The sequence below is a fragment of the Lysinibacillus fusiformis genome, assembly GCF_016925635.1.
GTDB classification, from domain to species: domain Bacteria; phylum Bacillota; class Bacilli; order Bacillales_A; family Planococcaceae; genus Lysinibacillus; species Lysinibacillus fusiformis_F.
In genome coordinates this window covers 3,553,727-3,571,881 of sequence record NZ_CP070490.1, presented here as the reverse complement: position 1 = coordinate 3,571,881, position 18,155 = coordinate 3,553,727, and the positions used below count along the sequence as shown (strand labels likewise).

The following is an 18,155-nucleotide window of genomic DNA, read 5'->3' as shown; positions in this document are numbered from 1 at the left end:
TGTCACCTGATTTCTATCGGACGTTTTTTAATATAGCGTCCAGATTGATTAATTTTATTTACTTTAGTAGAAATTGTAGCTTCAATAATAGCTTGATTAAATAATTTATGTGCTTCAATACAAGAAATTAATTCTTCATCATAAACAATTTCATCGGACACTTCAGAAATGATATCTAGAGCCACCCACTGCGGGTAGCGTAATATACTAACAGATGAGTAAGTTGGCGTAACTTCCATACTCCGATAAAAATTAATATTCCCCATTTCCTCAATTGGGTACTTTTGCGGATCCCATTTTGTGCCATATTTATAGTAGCGTTCACGCCAATAAGCATTTTCTTGGGCAAATGTTGAGCCCTCAAAAAACATATTCACTTTTTCAGCTACTAGTTCTAGATTTTTAGCCTGGACTTCCCTCGTATCATAATCCGCGTAACGACCAATTCCATAAATCTTGGCACTCGGAAGCGTGTAAGAAACAGGGAAAATAGGTGGACATGCATATCCTGCGAATGGTTGAACCCATTCACGAGCAGGAATTCCATGATCATCAATTACTATATCAGGTGCCCATTTTTTTAAGATGAGTGGTAAAACATTTGCCTCGCCAAATACGCTTTCTTGAAATTTGACATGGGCAAACTCTAAACCTACTGCATTAAATCTTGCAGCATGATGTTTCCATTTTGGATGTTCTTTTGTCAAGCTCTCCATTATTTCATAACCATCTGGATTTGATAACGGAATAATGATTATATTAATCTTTTTCAAGATTTCAGGATGGTGACAAATAATATCTTCCATTAGCTCTAATATAGCAGGTGTACTAGATACTTCATTTGGATGATGGCCAGCTTCAAAGACAATCGTATGCTTTTCATTCGATTTTTTAAGTCCTGAATAAAAGTCACTAGTAATAGGCTCAGTCACTTCAAAAAATGGAATGACATTCCCTTTGTAAGATATATCCCCATAATTCAGTTTGACCTCAGAATAATTTTGATACCGGGTTGATAATTGATAAACATTTTTAATTTTGTATTTTAAATAATCATTCACTTTCATTACTTTGAGATAATCACCTAAATACATTTCTACCGTTTCAAATTGCCCTTCTGGATTAAATAAAATTCTTTTTGTAACTGGAACTAGATTGGGTTTTTCATGCCATTGGTATGCCCGTATTACACTTTTAATAGGCTTATAAATATTTTCCTCTATATGAATAGAGGGAATAATGCCACCAGGAGCTTTATAAGGTTGATTAACTAATCGGCGACCGAGCTCATTAAAATAATCTAGCGTGTTAAAATATAGATCTTCGTATAACGCTTCGAAGGATGAGTTTGCCTCTTGCTTAACATTTAATTCTTCTTCAATTCCAGATGAAGTAAAGTCAATTTCGATTCGATCAAATAAAGGAAACAATTGTCCTTGATCGCGATTCGTTACATCAATATTTAATTTTCCCACTATCTGAGGAAGAAACTCATTGATATACGTTTTATAGAAACGCTCACGATCTGACAATATTGCATTTTCTTGAACCAGTTTCCCACTTTCAAATAATCTATACCCAGCTGTAGTTGGATAGACTTTTTTCTGACCGTCAACATAATCCAATTCACTAATTAACGGATTTAGTTCAGCAATTAATACATCATCAACATAGACACTATAAATGTGCTGCTGTGTGCTTGAAAGCTCAAATTGTACATGTTCTTTCGGTACACCATATTGCCTTTCAATCAATTCATCCACTGGATAAAGCTCCATAATCCAGCGATTATGTTGTTCTAAACCGTTTTCACTAATCCCATCTTTACATACTATTTTTACTTGTTCAAAATGGCCTGAAACAGATGGAAGTACTTCCTCTAATATCCAGTATAACCCTGTTTTAAATGCAGAGCGAACTGTAATTGTCTTTAAATTTGAAAATTTCTTATACAATTCTAAACAATATTCATCTCGATTTTTTTTAGAAGCTGTAAGATAGATTTCAGCATCAAGCATTTTATTTGGTTCATCTTGCAAAGCATTTATAATATATGACGCTTCCGATTCATCTTCCCATGTTGTTTCATACAATAAATCCGCTACATTCACTTGTTTTTCATTTAGCTCCCAAACACCAAATAAGCCACCTTCAGACACATGCTTTTCTTTTGCTATTGAATGTAGAACAGTCGGTAAGCTATCTTTTGTACCACAAACTTGAATAACGTTTCTAGAACTTAGCTCCATTAAATTTGCAGTTCCTTGCTTGATGTCAATTGAAAAATGTCGATGATCTTTTGTGATAACTGGTAAAGAAACAGAGGTAGCATACAATCCTAAACGTAATGCAAGATAGCAAACTTCTTTTATAATGGCATTGGACTTTATTTCTTGTTGTAAATTAATTTTCACACTTAAATGCTGTTGTGGATGTGCCTCGTCCTTCTCACCAGTTCCATAGGCTGACCAAAGGTGACTTAAACTTTCATAATAAGATGATGGAATGTCTGTATACGTTTCGGCCATTCCTTCACTTGCTATCGTACTTAACAACGTTGACAGCGAAGACTCAGTCTCATAATAGACTGTAAAGTTGGACCCATTCTGTGAAATAAATGTACTACTATGTTGTAAAAATTCCATTGAGTACTGCTGTTTTGACGCTTGAAATAAATCAAAATCTATTTCATTTGACTCTAAGCCTAACCTCGCACAAAAATCAATTAATCCTATGGGAGCAAGATTTGTAGGTAAGTTTATAAATAAAGAGGGCTTTTTTATCGTTTCATTCTTATGAAATAAAATTGAAAATATTTTAGAGTTCACAGTATCACCTAAACTTTCATATTTGGATCTAAGCGATCTCGTAACCAATCTCCTAGTAAATTAAAGCCTAGTACAGTTAACATAATTGCAATACCTGGAAATACAGAAATCCACCAAGCTGACGTCATATAATTCCGACTATCTGCCAACATGCCGCCCCACGATGGTATTGTCGGTTCAACACCTAACCCTAAAAATGTTAGTGAAGCCTCTAATAAGATAAACTCTGCGATACACATTGTTGCTAACACTAAAATCGAAGAAGCAACATTTGGTAATATGTGCTTAAGGATAATTTTAAAATGTGTTCCTCCGATTGCCTTTGCAGCCTGGATATATTCTTGTTCCTTTAGAGCTAAAATCTCCCCTCGAATTAGTCTTGCAAAACTAACCCAATATGTAAGCCCAAGAATAATGATGATTTTTTCAATCCCTGTTCCAAATACACTCATAATGACAATTGCTAGTAAAATAAATGGCAGACCCAATTGAACTTCAGCTAACCTCATAATTAAATCGTCCATCCATTTTCCAAAATACCCTGACACAATGCCTAGAAACGTTCCAAGGACTAACGAAATGAGCACACCACAAATACCAACCAATAGTGAAATACGAGCACCGTATATAATCCTACTGAGCAAATCTCGTCCAACTTGGTCTCCCCCAAGTAAATATTGAGACTTACCAGTATCGTCTAACCATTTGGGCAAATCTAAACGATGTCCTAAGCTAGCTGCTCCTGGATCATATGGCGCAATATATGGGGCAAATATCGCACAAAGAATAGTCGTGACAACTAATAATAGACCGATGATCCCAGTTGGATTATTTTTAATAAACTTTAAAACACTTATTATTCTGCTAACCTTTTTTATTTCGACTGTTTCTGCTTCCATTATCTGTGTCATTAATTGTCACCTCTTCCAGTGCGTATTTTTGGGTTAATTAATGAATAACATAAATCCACAATTAGATTTACGACAATCATGATAAGAGCTAAGAGAATTACTCCACCCTGTACAACCGGATAATCTCGTTGATTAATAGAATCAACAATTAATCTTCCGATTCCTGGCCAAGAAAATACTTGCTCTACAATAACAGCCCCTCCTAGGAGTCCACCAAACTGTAACCCAACAAACGTCACAGTTGGCAATAAGGCATTTCGAAAGGCGTGTCGAATAATGACAAGCCATTCTCGAATTCCTTTTGCTCGAGCAGTTGTCACATATTGCATCTTAAGTACCTCAAGCATAGAGGTACGAATTAATCGAACTAAAATACCAGATAAAATCAGACCCAATGCAATGGATGGAAGGATCAATGAGCTAAACCCCTCAAAGCCCGATACGGGTAACCATTTTAACTGAACAGCAAAGATCAAGATTAGCATAAACGCTAACCAAAAATTAGGAAAAGAGATACCTAATAAAGAAAAAATACGCCCAAAAATATCAATAGACTTGCCTTTATAAACTGCCGAAAGGATACCGATAGGAATAGCGATTAACAATGCTACAGTCATCCCCCCTAAAGCAAGTGCGAGTGTTGGCCATGCTCGTTCTAACAACATTTCCAAAACTGGACTATTCGAACGATACGATGTGCCAAAATCAAGCGTTACTAAATCTTTCATGAATATGATATATTGCTCCCAAACAGGTCTATCTAAACCTAACTTTGCTGTCAGTTCCTCTACCGCTTGTTGTGATGGTTCCCCTGCACCGAACATGATGCTTACAGGATCACCCGTTAAACGAATGGCGAAAAATATAATTAATGAGACAGCAATTATCACCAACACGGTATGCGATAATCGTCGTAGTATATAGGAAAGCATAACTCCATCCTCCTAATTTGAAATGAAAGAGATAGTATGACAAGCATACTATCTCATAATTTTTTACTTACTCGACAGTGACACCTTCAAATCTAAAACGGCCATCATGAGGTGGTTGGAAATCTTTTATTCGTTTATTCACTGCGTATATTTCAACCTCAGAATATAAATTAACTTCTGCAGCATCTTCGTATAACACTTCTGTCAGCTCTTTAAAGATTTTTTGACGCTCCTCATTATTAATCGTTGCTCGCTCTGCCGCTAATAATTGTTCTACTTTTTCATTTTTATAGGATGGATTCCAGAATTCCCCTTCGTGATACATTAAATAAGCTGTATTATCAAAATCTAAAGTCCAACCACCCCAGCCATTTTTATACATTTGGCCAGCTTTTCCTTGTGGTATTAACTCTGATTGGAATGTAGTATTTTCCACACTATTAATTGAAACTTTTAATCCCACTTCTTCTAAATAAAACGCTACTGCTTGGGCAATTTCTTTAAATGTCCCATCGGTACCTGGAATAAAGAATTCAAGTGTAGTACCTTCGGGAACCTTAGCTTCCGCAAGTAATTTTTTTGCTTTTTCTGGATCATATGGATATGGCTCTAAATCTTTGTTATAGCCAAAAGATAGATTACTTTGGAAAGAACTAATGAGGTTACCATAGCCACCTAAAATTTCCTTCACTATTGTTTCCTTATCAATGGCATAGTTAATAGCTTGACGAACACGTACATCATCAACTGGCTTTTGTGCTGTATCAAAGCGAATTGAATACGCTGTAGGAGTGGACACATCCTTTAATTCAATGAAATCAGTTCCTTCTGCTGTTGCCGCTTGCGAAACTTCTAAACGTGTCATAATATCAATATTTCCTGTTTGTAATTCTGCCAGTGCCGTCGCTGTTTCTGGAATCACTTTAAATGTTACTTTATCTAGTTTAATAGCGTCTTTATTCCAATAATCATCGTATCGCTCAATAACTACTTGTTTATCACGTTGATAATCAGTCATTTTAAATGGACCAGTACCAACAGGCTTCATGTCAAAATTCTCTGCACCCTGTTCTTGGATATATTTAGGTGGTACGATGACAGCACCATATCCTGAAAGCTTAGTCAGTAAAACTGGGTCAATGGCATTTAAGTGCATAGTAACTTCATAGTCACCTGTTACTTCAACATTATCAATTGACGTATAGTTTGAATATTGCGGACCTTTTTGACCTTCTTCTCCTAGTAAACGATCAAATGTAAATTTAACTGCTTCCGCATTAAACGGTTCGCCATTATGGAAGGTAACACCTTGTCGTAGTTTAAACACAATCGTTTTATCATCTATATATTCCCAAGATTCCGCTAACCCTGGTTGAATTTCTAAATCTAGAGAACGACTTACTAATCCTTCAAATACCGATGTTGCTACTGTACTCCAAGCAAGTAAAAACGTATCAATTGGGTCCCAGTTTTGTGGATCTCCAGCCACACGAATAACTAATTCATTTCCACGTGTTGCTGCTGGGTTTTCACCAGATGATTTGCTACCATTTTTACTTTCGTTTTTTGATGATGTGCCACCACTACATGCTGTTAAAACAATCATTATACAAACAAGTAATAGCGCAATCCATTTTTGTTTCTTCATACATTGTTCATCCCCTTTTGTATTTGTGCTATCTATACGCCATATGGATATGGCATCGAATAACCTAGTTCAGCAGATATTGAAGCTGCCGTTTCCCACAGACCTTCTAAAAATGCATTTATTTTTTCTTTTGGTATTAGCGTCTCTATGCCCGCTATACTAATCGAGTATTCTACTTTGCGTTCGCTATTGAAAATCGGTACTGCTATTGATACAGTGCCTTCTTCCAATTCTGATACGCTGTAGGCATAGCCATTTTTTTTCCCAAATTCAATGAGTTCAAATATCTCTTCATCAGTAACAGGTGTTCCACTAGCATATTTTTTACGAGGTTTTTGAAGTACCTCATTAATTTTCTCCTCTGATTGAAAGGATAAAAGTACCCTTGAACAAGCGCCTGCATAAAGTGGTGCTCTTCTTCCCACCCGTGTATAAAGTAAAACCGGTTTTAAACTTTCAATTTTTTCAATATAAAGACCATCTGTTTCATCCAGTACGCTTAGTTGAACAGCCAAGTCAAACTTCTGTTGCAACATCTTCATATACGGTATAGCCAAAGAGCGAATTTCAATTGAATTTGCTGCAATTGCACCTAATTCAATGAGTTTATTCCCAAGTAGATAATGATCACTCAATACTAACTGTCCACCACTTTGAATATAAGGACGTTTTAATACGCCTAAATCTGTAAATGTTTTTAAAAACCTATGTAAAGTCGGTTTAGGAATATCTGTTTCGATTGCTAGCTCGTCTAACCGCCAAGAAGGTTTCTCTTCAGTAAATAACGTTAAAATATTAATACCTTTTTCCAATGTTTTGCTCATGTTAATCGCTCCATTTGCTCTTCATAAAGTAAACAGGAAACTTCATGCTTATCGCCAATTTTTTTTAATTTTGGAGGTGTCACCTTACATATTTCCATGCAGTTTGGGCATCGTGTATGGAATGTGCAGCCCGATGGTGGATTAGCAGGGTTGGGAACATCTCCACTTAGCACAATACGCTCCTTTACTTTTGAAGGATGAGATTTTGGTAATGCTGATAGTAAAGCTTTTGTATATGGATGTTTAGGATTATTAAATAATTCGTGTTTATCTGCCATTTCCACTAACTTACCTAAGTACATTACCCCTATGCGGTCACAAAAGTGATGCACTACACTTAAATCATGAGATATGAAAATGTAGGTCAGGTTCATTTCCTTTTTTAAATCTTTCATAATATTTAATACTTGAGATTGAATCGAAACATCAAGAGCAGATACTGGTTCATCTGCAACAATCAATTTTGGATTGGACACTAATGCTCTAGCAATTCCAATTCGTTGTCTTTGACCCCCTGAAAATTCATGTGGAAAACGTTCTAACTGCTTTTGTGTAAGTCCAACCTGTTTGGCTACTTCATAAACACGTTGCTTTCTCTCTTCCTTTGTACCTATTCCAAAATTCACCAAAGGTTCTTCGATTATTTTAAACACCTTCATACGAGGATTAAGGGAAGAAAAAGGATCTTGAAAGATGATTTGCATATCACGACGTTTTTGACGTACCTCTTTTGGGCTAAGAGTGGCAATATTTTCTCCATTCAGTAAAATTTCGCCTTCAGTAGGTGTAAGAAGTTGGATTAATGTTTTACCCATAGTCGACTTTCCGCACCCTGACTCTCCGACAATTCCTAAAACCTCACCCTCATTTACAAAAAATGAAACATCATCTACTGCTTTTAAATGCCCTGAACGAGATCCTTTAACTGAAAAATATTTCTTTAAGTGTTTAACTTCTAACAATGGACTGCCCATTGACAATTCCCCCTCCCACTTCGTTCTCTTCATACAGCCAACATCTTACCTTGGTACCATTAGACGTTGTAAATAGATCAGGCTTCTTTTTACATTGATCTGTTGCAAATTCGCATCGATCGAAAAATCTACAACCTGAAGGCATATCGGATGGTGATGGCACCACCCCTTCAATTGATGGAAGGTACTCTTGTTCTGATTCAATGTCAGGCAATGAATTTAATAACCCTTTGGTATATGGATGAAGCGGCTGATTAAACAAATCTAGCACTGTAGCCTCTTCAACAATTTCACCAGCATACATCACGATTACTCTCTCACATATTTCCGCTACTACACCAAGATCATGGGTAATTAAAATGATGGACATATCTAGTTTTTCTTGTATGTCTTTCATTAAATCTAAAATCTGAGCCTGAATTGTCACATCTAATGCTGTAGTAGGCTCGTCTGCAATTAATATTTCTGGTCCACAAGCCAATGCCATGGCAATCATAACCCTTTGTCGCATTCCTCCTGATAATTGATGAGGATATTCATTCACTACTTTATCGGGACGAGGAATACCTACGAGACGAAGCATGTCAACGGCACGTTCATGAGCTTCTTTCCTTGAAATTTTTTCATGACTATGAATCATTTCCATAATTTGCGAACCGACTTTATACACTGGATTGAGCGAACTCATTGGTTCCTGAAATATCATAGAAATTTTTTTCCCACGAATCTTTCGCCATTCCTTCTTCGACTTTTTATTAATTTGCTTTTGATCTATGTAAACTTCTCCACCTTGCCAGTTAACCCCAGTAGGTAACAATCCCATAAGTGAAAGTGATGTCATGCTTTTTCCACAACCTGATTCCCCTACAATCCCCAAAGTTTTGCCTTTTTCAAGTTGAAATGATACTCCATTCACAATAGCAATATCTTTTTTATTTTGTTGAATACCTATTTTCAAATCGCTTACTTCTAAAATATTCAAACTCATTTCCCCCTCCGTTCCAAAATATGAAACGCGATTCCATTTTTTAAAATCTTAACAGAAAAAACCGGGTTATTTCAATAGTTTTCAGAAAAAAATAAAAATTAATTTTAATTAAATTATTCCAAAAAAACGTTTAACTCATTTATTCACGATCTTCATTCCTAGAAATACAAAAAAACATGGCCCGAATATTCGGACCATGCCTAAAAATGTTTATCAAGTATTATCTCTTATTTCAAATGTGCAGTCGCCTGTTTCATGACGTATTTCCCAACTCCAATATAGATCACTACAGCTGCTCCAATCAATACGAATGTCATTGCTAACCGCTCCTTCTTAGTTATTTTTCGTTAAGTTTTTAGATGTTTGCATTGAATTTGAAAATCATTCTCATTAATATATTATAAATTTCACGTTAATTCGTCAAGACATACTTTCATCTTACCCTTTTTACATGGTAAGATGTAGAAAAGTCGGAAAAAGGATGCGGTAATGATGAGTAATTCGAAGTACTTTCAAACTATTTTAAACGGGACAATCCACGCTTTAAAAACCATTCTTCCTATGGATATAGAAGTAAAGTCGCCTAGTATTATTTCTGAACCCTTTCAACAGCAACAAATGGGCGTATTAATTGGCTTAATCGGAGATTTAAAGGGACGCGTCATCATTGATTCCTCTCCTGATGTGTTTAGTGGGATTGGCAGTACAATGTTCGGTATGCCGTTAGAGGGAGAAATGCTAGAATCCTTTACAGGAGAATTCGGTAATATGATTGCAGGAAATTTATGTACAGCTGTTGGGCAAGAAAGCTTAGAAATTGATATCACTCCGCCAACGGTGATGGTGGGCACTACAAAATTATACGGTTTTGAAAAAGCATTTGCTCTCCCAGTTTCGGTCCCAAGCATTGGTGCACTAACAGTTCTATTAACAATAGAGGAAGAAGAGTAGAAAACAAGATTTGATAAAGGCCCCAAATAAGACATTGTATGCTCAAGCAGACAGCACACATGTAAAAAACTTGTCATTCGCATAAAAAGAATGACAAAAAAGGAATGCACTTTCCTACCAATCTTTTGTTTTTATTAAAATTAAGCAAAATATAGTACGTCAACAAGCTATCTCAATGACTTTTGAGATAGCTTGTTTTTTTCTCTTCACAATTTTTCACACTTTCTTCACACATTTCCCCTAGAAGTGTGATTTTTTTCACATCAAAATGTAGTGGATTTTTATATGATGACAATAAGAAACACAACAATAAAAAGCGTAGGAGGAGCAAAAATGGCAAACAAAAAGAAGTCAGATGAAAATTTAAAAGGTTCACTCTATGCAGTTTTTGGAGTAGGTATTATCATCATTTTACTTTGGGTGTACTGCTTCGATTTGTTCATTGGACGGTTTTAATCTACGAAGAAGGGACAGAAACATATGCACATACATAAGTATGAGAAATACTGGCTTGTGTTTGGAGTTGCCACTTTAGTTGCATTCCTGATCATTCTCGGTATCGGGGCATTTCATCAAGGCTCCCATCCAAACAATGGTAAAAAAACACTAGATTACGAGAAAGTGAAAGAGACAGCACCTTTTGATAATCCAGGTGTCCATAAGGTAGAAGGGAAGGATTGGGATTACGAAGTGGTGGTAGTTGCTTCTGCATTCAATTATAATCCTCCACAAATTGAGGTTCCACTTGGTGCAAAGGTAAAATTTATCGCGACAAGCGAAGATGTTATGCATGGTTTTGAGGTTGCAGGTACGAATATCAATATGATGCTTGAGCCTGGCTATATTTCGGAATATGTGACAGAAGTCAATAAGGTTGGCGAGTTTTTAATCGTATGTAATGAGTATTGTGGTACAGGACATACGATGATGCACTCTATGCTAAAGGTGGTGGATTCAAATGAGTCACACTAATTCAATGACAAAAGTGGATCGTCGAGATGCAAAGCTAGCAATGGCACATATTTACGTGGCATTTATCGCATTGCTATTAGGTGGTCTTGCAGGTTTATTACAAGTTTTTGTACGTTCTGGTCAATTTACATTACCAGCAGGGATTGGTTATTATCAAGTATTAACAGTTCATGGTGTCTTACTCGGTCTTATATTAACTACATTCTTTATTTATGGCTTCCAAATTGCAAGTGTAAGTCGAACATCAGGTACATTCACTGATACTCAACGAAGACTTGGCTGGATTGGTTTCTGGTTAATGACTATCGGTACAGCTGCTGCCGCAACGATGGTTTTATTGAATAAAGCAACTGTTCTTTATACATTCTATGCACCATTAAAGGCACATTGGATTTTCTATTTAGGTCTTACATTAGTCGTAGTTGGTTCTTGGGTTGGTGGCGTAGGTCAAATTTTACGTTATGTCCAGTGGCGCAAAGAAAATAAAGCGAGCGGACAACGCAGCCCATTACTATCATTTATGGTAGTTGTTAATAATTTAATGTGGTTCGTGGCAACGCTTGGTGTTGCAGCTTCTGTTTTAATTCAATTGTTACCATGGTCATTAGGTTTAATTGAGCGTGTCGATGTGGCATTATCGCGTACCCTTTTCTGGTATTTTGGTCATGCGCTCGTATACTTCTGGTTATTACCTGCCTATATGGTTTGGTATGTAATTATTCCAAAAGTAATTGGCGGGAAAATTTTCTCCGATTCTTTAGCAAGACTTTCGTTTATGCTGTTCTTACTCTTCTCTATTCCTGTTGGGATTCACCATCAGTTAACAGAGCCTGGTATTGATGGTACATGGAAGTTCATTCAAGTTGTATTAACATTCGCTGTAATCGTGCCATCTCTGATGACAGCCTTCTCGATGTTTGCGATGTTCGAGTTACGTGGTCGTGAATTAGGTGGTAAAGGGTTATTCGGTTGGTTTAAAAAATTGCCATGGAAGGATGCTCGTTTCTTCGTACCATTTATCGGTATGGTGTCATTTATTCCTGGTGGTGCAGGCGGTATTGTCAATGCCTCTTATCAAATGAACCAATTAATTCATAATACCATTTGGGTTACAGGACATTTCCATTTAACGATTGCAACAGCTGTTGTTTTAACTTACTTCGGTGCGGCATTCTGGTTAATTCCACATTTAACAGGTCGTACACTTTCGAAGTCTTTAAATAATCTTAGTAATTTCGCTGGTATCTTATGGGCTACTGGTATGACGATTATGTCTTCTGCGATGCATATTGCTGGTCTGTTCGGCGCTCCTCGTCGCTCAGATTACTCAGAATATGGTGGCGCTCAGCAGGCTTATGATTGGATTCCTTATCAAATCGCACAAGCTGTGGGTGGAACAATTCTCTTTATCGCCATCCTAGTGATCATGTATATCGTGGTGAAATTAGCTTGGTTCGCACCTAAAGGTGAAGAAGAATTCCCTGTAGGTGATGTACATGAGCTTAGCGGTCCAACACCAGCTATTTTAGAAAACTTTAAAATCTGGCTTGTTATTTTAGTAGCCTTAATTTTATTCGCTTACACAGTACCAATTATCGATATTATTTCAAACTCACCAGCCGGCTCCAAAGGCTATCAATTGTGGTAAGCATAAAAAAAGAGATTTCTCATTTCCGAGAAATCTCTTTTTTCACATTATAATTGATATAGTTTCGTATATTTTTCTTGTAAATAGTTTGCTAGGTACTTAGCGTTTAAGCCTTCCCCTGTCGCTTCTTTTAACAATTCGAACGGTTTTTTCAATGCCCCATATTGATGGACCTTGTCTGTTAACCATTCGCGAATTGGTAGCAGCTCCCCTTTTTCCAGTAACTCGTCAAAATGAGGGATATCCTTATCCATCGCATGCTTCCATTGCGCTGCATAAATCATTCCTAATGCATAAGAAGGGAAGTAGCCAAACATACCACCTGACCAATGCATATCTTGTAGCACGCCTTGTGCATCTGTCTCAGGGCGAATACCTAAATATTCCTCATATTTATCATTCCACACTTGTGGCAGATCCTTCGCCTGTAAATCACCATTGAACAGGTCACGTTCAATTTCATAGCGAATCATGATATGTAGTGGATACGTTAATTCATCCGCTTCAATGCGAATGAAAGATGGTTCGACCATATTAATGGCACGTAAAAAATCGGCTAATGCAACATCACCAAATTGTGCTGGTGAGAAATGTTGAAGGCGCTCATAGTTATGCTCCCAGAACTTTTCATTTCTGCCGACAAAGTTTTCATAAAATAATGATTGGGATTCATGAATCCCCATCGATGTACCCGTAGCTAATGGCAGACCTGCAAGTTTTTCATCAATGTTTTGTTCATACATCGCATGACCACACTCATGAATCGTGCCAAAAATAGCCGAACGGAAATCATTTTCATCATATTTTGTTGTAATACGAGCGTCACCATAGTTTAAACCAATCATGAATGGGTGGACACTTTCATCCAAACGCCCAGCATCGAAGTCATAGCCAAGCTGAGCAAGCAATTCTAACGATAATTCACGCTGTGCCTCACGCGGGAAATGCTTAAATAACATGCTAGTGTCTGGTTTATTCGATGAATGAGCAATTTTTTGAACAAGCGTCACAATGGATTCACGTAAATCACCAAATACTTGATCTAAGACATCTGTCGTCATATCTGGCTCATATAAATCTAGTAATGTATTGTATGGAGATCCATTTTTAATACCCCAGTATTGAATGAATTTTTTCTGCCATTGAATGATTTCCTCTAAATAAGGTAGGAATAAGGCAAAATTATTGCTGGCCTTTGCTTCTTCCCAAGCCGTTTCCGCCTTTGATTGAAGAATGACGAATTGTTTGTATTCATTCGCCGGGATTTTTTTATTTTGATCGTAATTCTTTCTTACTTCTTCTACTAAACGCAGTGTTACATAGTCAAGATCAGCTTTTTGTGCCTCTAATGCTGCTAAAAGCTCTCCTAGTTCTTCACTCGTCTGCATATCAAATAAGGAGGCTGATAATGTACCAATTACCTCAGAACGTTGCGCTAACCCCTTTTTTGGTGCACCCGTCCGCATATCCCAATAAATCACATTGAGTGCTTCCTCATAATGTTGCATCTTCTTCACATAGTCTGTAAATTGTTGAACAGTCATGCATTCATCCTCCTTTTCACGTTATCAGTTTATCATATTTTCGAAAATTTTGTATATTGTGGACTTTCCAGGTAAATTATTCGGAATATTCCCTCTTTAACTTCTCTATTATTTTGATATATTGAATATCCCCTAATCCATAGTGTGGAAATAGGGAAAACAATTGCTTTAACAGGTCATTTTGAGATAGATTGAGGTGTTTTTTTATATATGTAGTGATCTCATTCTCTTCCTTTAAATAGTTGAAATATAATTGAATGCCCTGATACATGACAGGTATAAGCGTTGTCTTGGGCAGAAGATGGTGCATCAACACCTCTTGATAGACCTCCCCATAAGGTCCAAGTTCTATCTCTGTTTCCTCCACATCATAGGTCATTTCCTTGACCATATAATAATAGATTTTGCCTTGATACCTTTGTTGCTCCAGGAAAGCCAGCACTGTCAGTAAGTTCATCTGACAAAACATATCATCACCAAACCATAAAACGATACATTGATAGTCATTTGTCAGTAATGGCTTCAACGGATTTAATGTCACTTGCTCATATTCTTGTAATGCCACCTGATGCCCTGTAGCACGAAGTTTATTAAATTCTTCACTGAAAATCGGACTAGTCGTTGGATTCGCACACATCGCTTCATTGAAAGGTACGTAATCACTATTGCCCATTAATTGCTGTTTGGCAAACTCCTCATACATCATTTGACCATTTAATACATTCAAGATCTCTCGATCGTATTGCGCATTGATCTTCTCTTGTAACGCTTCAATTTTTAATTTCTGAGAAATATCCATTGTAAACCATCCTCCATCATCTTGTAATTTCAACTTTACAAAGGTTTGTAAAGGTTGAGGAGACTTTCTGTAATCATTCGGACTTATACCGAAGTACCTTTTAAAGGCTCTAGAAAAGGATTCCTGTGATGAAAAGCCATAGCGGAAGGCGATGTCGATTATTTTCTCTTGGGGGTCCTTTAATGCAATAGATGCAAGATAGATTTTGCGTAGTGATCTATATTTTTTAATTGTCATCCCGGTCGTCTGATGGAATTTAAAAGAACAATAATAAGGAGAATAGCCCATATTCTTCCCTAAATGCTCTAATGAAAATCCCTCTAATAGGTGACTTTCAATCCAATCAATCATCTCCTGTACGATACTGTTCATCCACATCCCTCCTACTTTGATTATAGTAGAATCGGTAATTGTTTTTATGATATAAGTTGTGAAGGTGCAATAAAAAAACTGTAGCAAGCTTTTGCGCCTGCTACAGTTGAGAGCTTTCTCTAAAAATGGGGGATTTACGCTAGCTTTCAAGTCATGTTCGGTTTCCAATCAAACATTTTTTTGAGCTATCATGAAGTCTTATGGAAAGAAAGTTGGGGATCCTTTCGATCCATTGAAAAATAGAGTCTGTTTACCCTATTCAATGTTTTGGCAAATAGCAATTACCTGTTTCACAGCCTCTGCAGAATGCTGAAGGGCTGTTTGTTCTTCATTTGTTAGATGCAATTCGATGACAGATTCGATGCCATTGCCACCTAAAATCGTTGGTACCCCTAAAAAGAGATCGTGATACCCATATTCTCCTTCTAAAAGAGCAATAGAAGGGATAATTTTTCGTTGATCTTTGATAATGATTTCAACCATCTGGGCACACGCTGCAGCTGGTGCATAGTAGGCACTACCATTGCCTAGTAAGCCGACAATTTCTCCGCCGCCTTTACGTGTACGCTCGACGATTTGCTGCAGTCGATCCTGAGGAATTAGCTTCTCTAATGGAATGCCGCCTGCATAGGAATAACGGATTAATGGCACCATCTCATCGCCATGTCCACCTAGCACGAAGCCTGATACATCCTCTGGTGCAATGTGAAGCTCCTGCGCAACAAACGTATTGAAGCGAGCAGTATCTAACACACCCGATTGACCAATGATACGATTTTTGGCAAAGCCTGTTTCCTTATGACACACATACGTCATGGCATCAACAGGATTACTCAACACAACAACAATACTATTTGGAGCATAGTGCTTGATTTGTCTTGAAACCTGTTGAATGATTTTGGCATTTGTTGTCACTAAGTCATCACGACTCATCCCTGGTTTACGTGGAATGCCTGCTGTAATGACAACAATATCTGCTCCAGCGATATCTTCATATTGACTCGTGCCTTGAATGGTCACATTGAATTTTTCGATTGGGCCTGTCTGTAACAAATCCAAAGCTTTCCCTTTTGTCGGGTTCTCGGCTTCTGGAATATCAACAAGGACCACATCGCCTAATTCTTTCTGCGCTAAAAATAAACTCAATGTGGAACCAGTGTGGCCTGCTCCAATTACAGCGATTTTATTTTTACGAAATGCCACTATGCCTCACCTCGGTTATCTGTTGCGGATGTTGCTTCTGTTGTTTTTTTCGCCCGCGTTGCTGCTGGTGCAGAGACAGGCTTTTTCTTTGGTGCCTCTGGTCCTTTAATCATTTTAAAGACATCTTCATCAGGTCTCGGAATGACGTGAGCGCCTAATAATTCACCAACACGCATAGCGGCTGCTTTTCCAGCTTCTACTGCTGCTTGTACAGAACCTACGTCACCCTTCACGACAATCGTCACGATGCCACCATCAACAAATTCTTGTTTGACGATTGTGACGTCTGACGCTTTAATCATCGCATCAGCAGCTTCATAAGAACCAACTAATCCTTTTGTTTCGATCATTCCAATTGCGCTACTCATTGTCCTCACCTCTCATTACTTCCGTAGAATCAATAATACCAATGACAACTGCATCAATCGGTAACGGATTTTCTTTCATAATATAGCGTGATGATCCACCACTTGTAATAAGTACATCATCACCAATACCCGCTCCTATGCGATCAGCTGCAACCATTTCTGTGCGAATCGGCTGTTGATTGGAATCAATTGGTTGAATGATTAGTAGCTTTAAACCATTCAACCCTTCCTCCTTGCGAGTTGCCCATACACTGCCTATCACTCTTCCCATTTGCATGAACTTCACCCTCTTTATGCGACACAGCTTGTCTTACTACTCCGAGCGGATTGTTAATGTTTTATTTAACTCTCGCAGCTTATCATAAGCCAATGCTGTCACAATGGTTTTCTTTGGAACGACAATTTCTTGTGCATCGATATCGAGCACTTCTATTTGTGAAAGTAGCTTTTTGTCATAATGATAGACGGATGGCTGTTCTACTTTCTGTACGACTGGCGACTGCTCTTTCAAAGCGATAGCTGGTTCGCTTACTTGATGATACAAAATTTCTGCAAGTGTTCCTTGTTGAATTAACCCTGCATTTGCTTCATCTGTATCAATATGCATTTCTAAGCGATAGCGCTCTGAAACACGGATAACCACATTTGATAAAATAATCGGGCGAATACCTTCCACCTTGATTTGAACTGATTGTCCATCTACTACTTGGAATCTCGCACTATCCGCTGGGGACATATGAATATGTGCCTGTGCAATAATGAGTCCTTCATTTAACACGACACTCCCCTTTGGACCAATCAATGTAACAGGGCTTGAACCTTGAATATCACCAGATATTCTTAGTGGTGGCTTCAGCCCTAATTTCATCGCATCTGTCCAGCTTACTTCCACTTGGGATAAGGAACGAGCGGGGCCAAGAATACGTACGCGCTCTATCGACCCTTTTGGACCTGCAATCACTACAGTTTCCTCCGCAGCAAATTGCCCTGGTTGTGAAAGCTCAGACTTCGGTGTAAGCTGATAATTTTCACCAAAAAGCTGTTCCACTTCTGCTTGTGCAAGATGGACATGGCGGGCAGATACACCAATCGGAATTTTACCGTCATGTGGAGGGGAAGATTGATTTTTTAAGACTTGTTGCAGAACTTCTTCCACAATTTTTTGCACTAAATTTTCTTGCATCTTGCCTCCT

At 37.7% G+C, this 18,155-nt stretch carries 17 protein-coding genes; 4 read left to right on the top strand and 13 right to left on the bottom strand.

Annotated elements, in window-relative coordinates; all coding sequences use genetic code 11:
* Positions 1-2: 2 nt before the first annotated feature.
* From JTI58_RS17315 to JTI58_RS17285, 7 genes are all read right to left on the bottom strand, one after another.
* Complete coding sequence (locus JTI58_RS17315; protein ID WP_243456096.1) at positions 3-2,645, bottom strand: M14 family metallopeptidase; 2,643 nt, start codon at positions 2,643-2,645, stop codon at positions 3-5.
* Between the two features lie 191 nt (positions 2,646-2,836).
* A complete protein-coding gene (locus JTI58_RS17310) occupies positions 2,837-3,739 on the bottom strand; it encodes an ABC transporter permease (protein WP_205442536.1) in 903 nt (300 codons plus the stop codon).
* Positions 3,739-4,671: a nickel ABC transporter permease gene (gene nikB, locus JTI58_RS17305; protein ID WP_004269337.1), complete on the bottom strand. Its 933-nt coding sequence runs from the start codon at positions 4,669-4,671 to the stop codon at positions 3,739-3,741. The genes JTI58_RS17310 and nikB overlap by 1 nt, the downstream gene beginning before the upstream one ends.
* Positions 4,672-4,738: 67 nt before the next feature.
* Positions 4,739-6,319, bottom strand: a complete 1,581-nt coding sequence (locus tag JTI58_RS17300) for an ABC transporter substrate-binding protein (RefSeq protein WP_205442535.1) — start codon at positions 6,317-6,319, stop codon at positions 4,739-4,741.
* A gap of 32 nt (positions 6,320-6,351) precedes the next feature.
* Complete coding sequence (locus tag JTI58_RS17295) at positions 6,352-7,143, bottom strand: IclR family transcriptional regulator (RefSeq protein WP_205442534.1); 792 nt, start codon at positions 7,141-7,143, stop codon at positions 6,352-6,354.
* On the bottom strand, positions 7,140-8,117 hold the full coding sequence (locus JTI58_RS17290; protein ID WP_205442533.1) for an ABC transporter ATP-binding protein: 978 nt from the start codon (positions 8,115-8,117) through the stop codon (positions 7,140-7,142). The genes JTI58_RS17295 and JTI58_RS17290 overlap by 4 nt, the downstream gene beginning before the upstream one ends.
* On the bottom strand, positions 8,092-9,105 hold the full coding sequence (locus JTI58_RS17285; RefSeq protein ID WP_205442532.1) for an ABC transporter ATP-binding protein: 1,014 nt from the start codon (positions 9,103-9,105) through the stop codon (positions 8,092-8,094). The genes JTI58_RS17290 and JTI58_RS17285 overlap by 26 nt, the downstream gene beginning before the upstream one ends.
* Positions 9,106-9,597: 492 nt before the next feature.
* Between JTI58_RS17285 and JTI58_RS17280 the strand changes: the two genes are divergently transcribed.
* The 4 genes from JTI58_RS17280 (at position 9,598) to JTI58_RS17270 (ending at position 12,676) form a co-directional block, all read left to right on the top strand.
* On the top strand, positions 9,598-10,056 hold the full coding sequence (locus JTI58_RS17280; RefSeq protein WP_205442530.1) for a chemotaxis protein CheX: 459 nt from the start codon (positions 9,598-9,600) through the stop codon (positions 10,054-10,056).
* A gap of 333 nt (positions 10,057-10,389) precedes the next feature.
* A complete protein-coding gene (locus JTI58_RS25085; RefSeq protein WP_009370491.1) occupies positions 10,390-10,512 on the top strand; it encodes a hypothetical protein in 123 nt (40 codons plus the stop codon).
* 24 nt (positions 10,513-10,536) lie between these two features.
* The gene (locus tag JTI58_RS17275; RefSeq protein ID WP_036118325.1) at positions 10,537-11,028 is read left to right on the top strand and encodes a cupredoxin domain-containing protein; all 492 of its coding nucleotides are present in this window, start codon (positions 10,537-10,539) and stop codon (positions 11,026-11,028) included.
* Entirely contained in the window at positions 11,015-12,676 is a 1,662-nt protein-coding gene (locus JTI58_RS17270) for a b(o/a)3-type cytochrome-c oxidase subunit 1 (RefSeq protein WP_205442529.1), read from the top strand. Before JTI58_RS17275 ends, JTI58_RS17270 begins: the two co-directional genes overlap by 14 nt.
* A 47-nt stretch (positions 12,677-12,723) precedes the next feature.
* On the opposite strand, the gene JTI58_RS17265 is transcribed toward JTI58_RS17270, so the two are convergent.
* The 6 genes from JTI58_RS17265 to JTI58_RS17240 all read right to left on the bottom strand — a co-directional run bounded on the left by JTI58_RS17265 (position 12,724) and on the right by JTI58_RS17240 (position 18,145).
* Positions 12,724-14,220 carry a carboxypeptidase M32 gene (locus JTI58_RS17265; protein WP_205442528.1) on the bottom strand — a complete coding sequence of 499 codons (1,497 nt, stop codon included), beginning with the start codon at positions 14,218-14,220 and terminating at the stop codon, positions 12,724-12,726.
* A 76-nt stretch (positions 14,221-14,296) separates the two neighbouring features.
* Positions 14,297-15,391: a helix-turn-helix domain-containing protein gene (locus tag JTI58_RS17260; protein ID WP_205442527.1), complete on the bottom strand. Its 1,095-nt coding sequence runs from the start codon at positions 15,389-15,391 to the stop codon at positions 14,297-14,299.
* Between the two features lie 255 nt (positions 15,392-15,646).
* Positions 15,647-16,594 (bottom strand): malate dehydrogenase, encoded by a 948-nt coding sequence (gene mdh / locus JTI58_RS17255; protein ID WP_205442526.1) that lies wholly within the window; start codon positions 16,592-16,594, stop codon positions 15,647-15,649.
* Positions 16,594-16,962 carry a BMC domain-containing protein gene (locus JTI58_RS17250; RefSeq protein WP_205442524.1) on the bottom strand — a complete coding sequence of 123 codons (369 nt, stop codon included), beginning with the start codon at positions 16,960-16,962 and terminating at the stop codon, positions 16,594-16,596. The genes mdh and JTI58_RS17250 overlap by 1 nt, the downstream gene beginning before the upstream one ends.
* Positions 16,955-17,239, bottom strand: a complete 285-nt coding sequence (locus JTI58_RS17245) for a EutN/CcmL family microcompartment protein (protein ID WP_036118365.1) — start codon at positions 17,237-17,239, stop codon at positions 16,955-16,957. The genes JTI58_RS17250 and JTI58_RS17245 overlap by 8 nt, the downstream gene beginning before the upstream one ends.
* A 36-nt stretch (positions 17,240-17,275) precedes the next feature.
* Complete coding sequence (locus JTI58_RS17240) at positions 17,276-18,145, bottom strand: phosphate propanoyltransferase (RefSeq protein WP_205442523.1); 870 nt, start codon at positions 18,143-18,145, stop codon at positions 17,276-17,278.
* Positions 18,146-18,155: the final 10 nt, after the last annotated feature.

Excerpts from the sequence above, each read along its gene's own strand:
- JTI58_RS17260 (WP_205442527.1), bottom strand. The coding sequence starts at position 15,391 with ATGAACAGTATCGTACAGGAGATGATTGATTGGATTGAAAGTCACCTA.
- JTI58_RS17245 (WP_036118365.1), bottom strand. The coding sequence starts at position 17,239 with ATGCAAATGGGAAGAGTGATAGGCAGTGTATGGGCAACTCGCAAGGAG.
- JTI58_RS17295 (WP_205442534.1), bottom strand. The coding sequence starts at position 7,143 with ATGAGCAAAACATTGGAAAAAGGTATTAATATTTTAACGTTATTTACT.
- nikB (WP_004269337.1), bottom strand. The coding sequence starts at position 4,671 with ATGCTTTCCTATATACTACGACGATTATCGCATACCGTGTTGGTGATA.
- JTI58_RS17270 (WP_205442529.1), top strand. The coding sequence starts at position 11,015 with ATGAGTCACACTAATTCAATGACAAAAGTGGATCGTCGAGATGCAAAG.
- JTI58_RS17280 (WP_205442530.1), top strand. The coding sequence starts at position 9,598 with ATGAGTAATTCGAAGTACTTTCAAACTATTTTAAACGGGACAATCCAC.
- JTI58_RS17250 (WP_205442524.1), bottom strand. The coding sequence starts at position 16,962 with ATGAGTAGCGCAATTGGAATGATCGAAACAAAAGGATTAGTTGGTTCT.
- JTI58_RS17265 (WP_205442528.1), bottom strand. The coding sequence starts at position 14,220 with ATGACTGTTCAACAATTTACAGACTATGTGAAGAAGATGCAACATTAT.
- JTI58_RS17240 (WP_205442523.1), bottom strand. The coding sequence starts at position 18,145 with ATGCAAGAAAATTTAGTGCAAAAAATTGTGGAAGAAGTTCTGCAACAA.
- JTI58_RS17275 (WP_036118325.1), top strand. The coding sequence starts at position 10,537 with ATGCACATACATAAGTATGAGAAATACTGGCTTGTGTTTGGAGTTGCC.
- JTI58_RS17310 (WP_205442536.1), bottom strand. The coding sequence starts at position 3,739 with ATGACACAGATAATGGAAGCAGAAACAGTCGAAATAAAAAAGGTTAGC.
- JTI58_RS17300 (WP_205442535.1), bottom strand. The coding sequence starts at position 6,319 with ATGAAGAAACAAAAATGGATTGCGCTATTACTTGTTTGTATAATGATT.
- JTI58_RS25085 (WP_009370491.1), top strand. The coding sequence starts at position 10,390 with ATGGCAAACAAAAAGAAGTCAGATGAAAATTTAAAAGGTTCACTCTAT.
- JTI58_RS17290 (WP_205442533.1), bottom strand. The coding sequence starts at position 8,117 with ATGGGCAGTCCATTGTTAGAAGTTAAACACTTAAAGAAATATTTTTCA.
- JTI58_RS17315 (WP_243456096.1), bottom strand. The coding sequence starts at position 2,645 with ATGGAATTTTTACAACATAGTAGTACATTTATTTCACAGAATGGGTCC.
- JTI58_RS17285 (WP_205442532.1), bottom strand. The coding sequence starts at position 9,105 with ATGAGTTTGAATATTTTAGAAGTAAGCGATTTGAAAATAGGTATTCAA.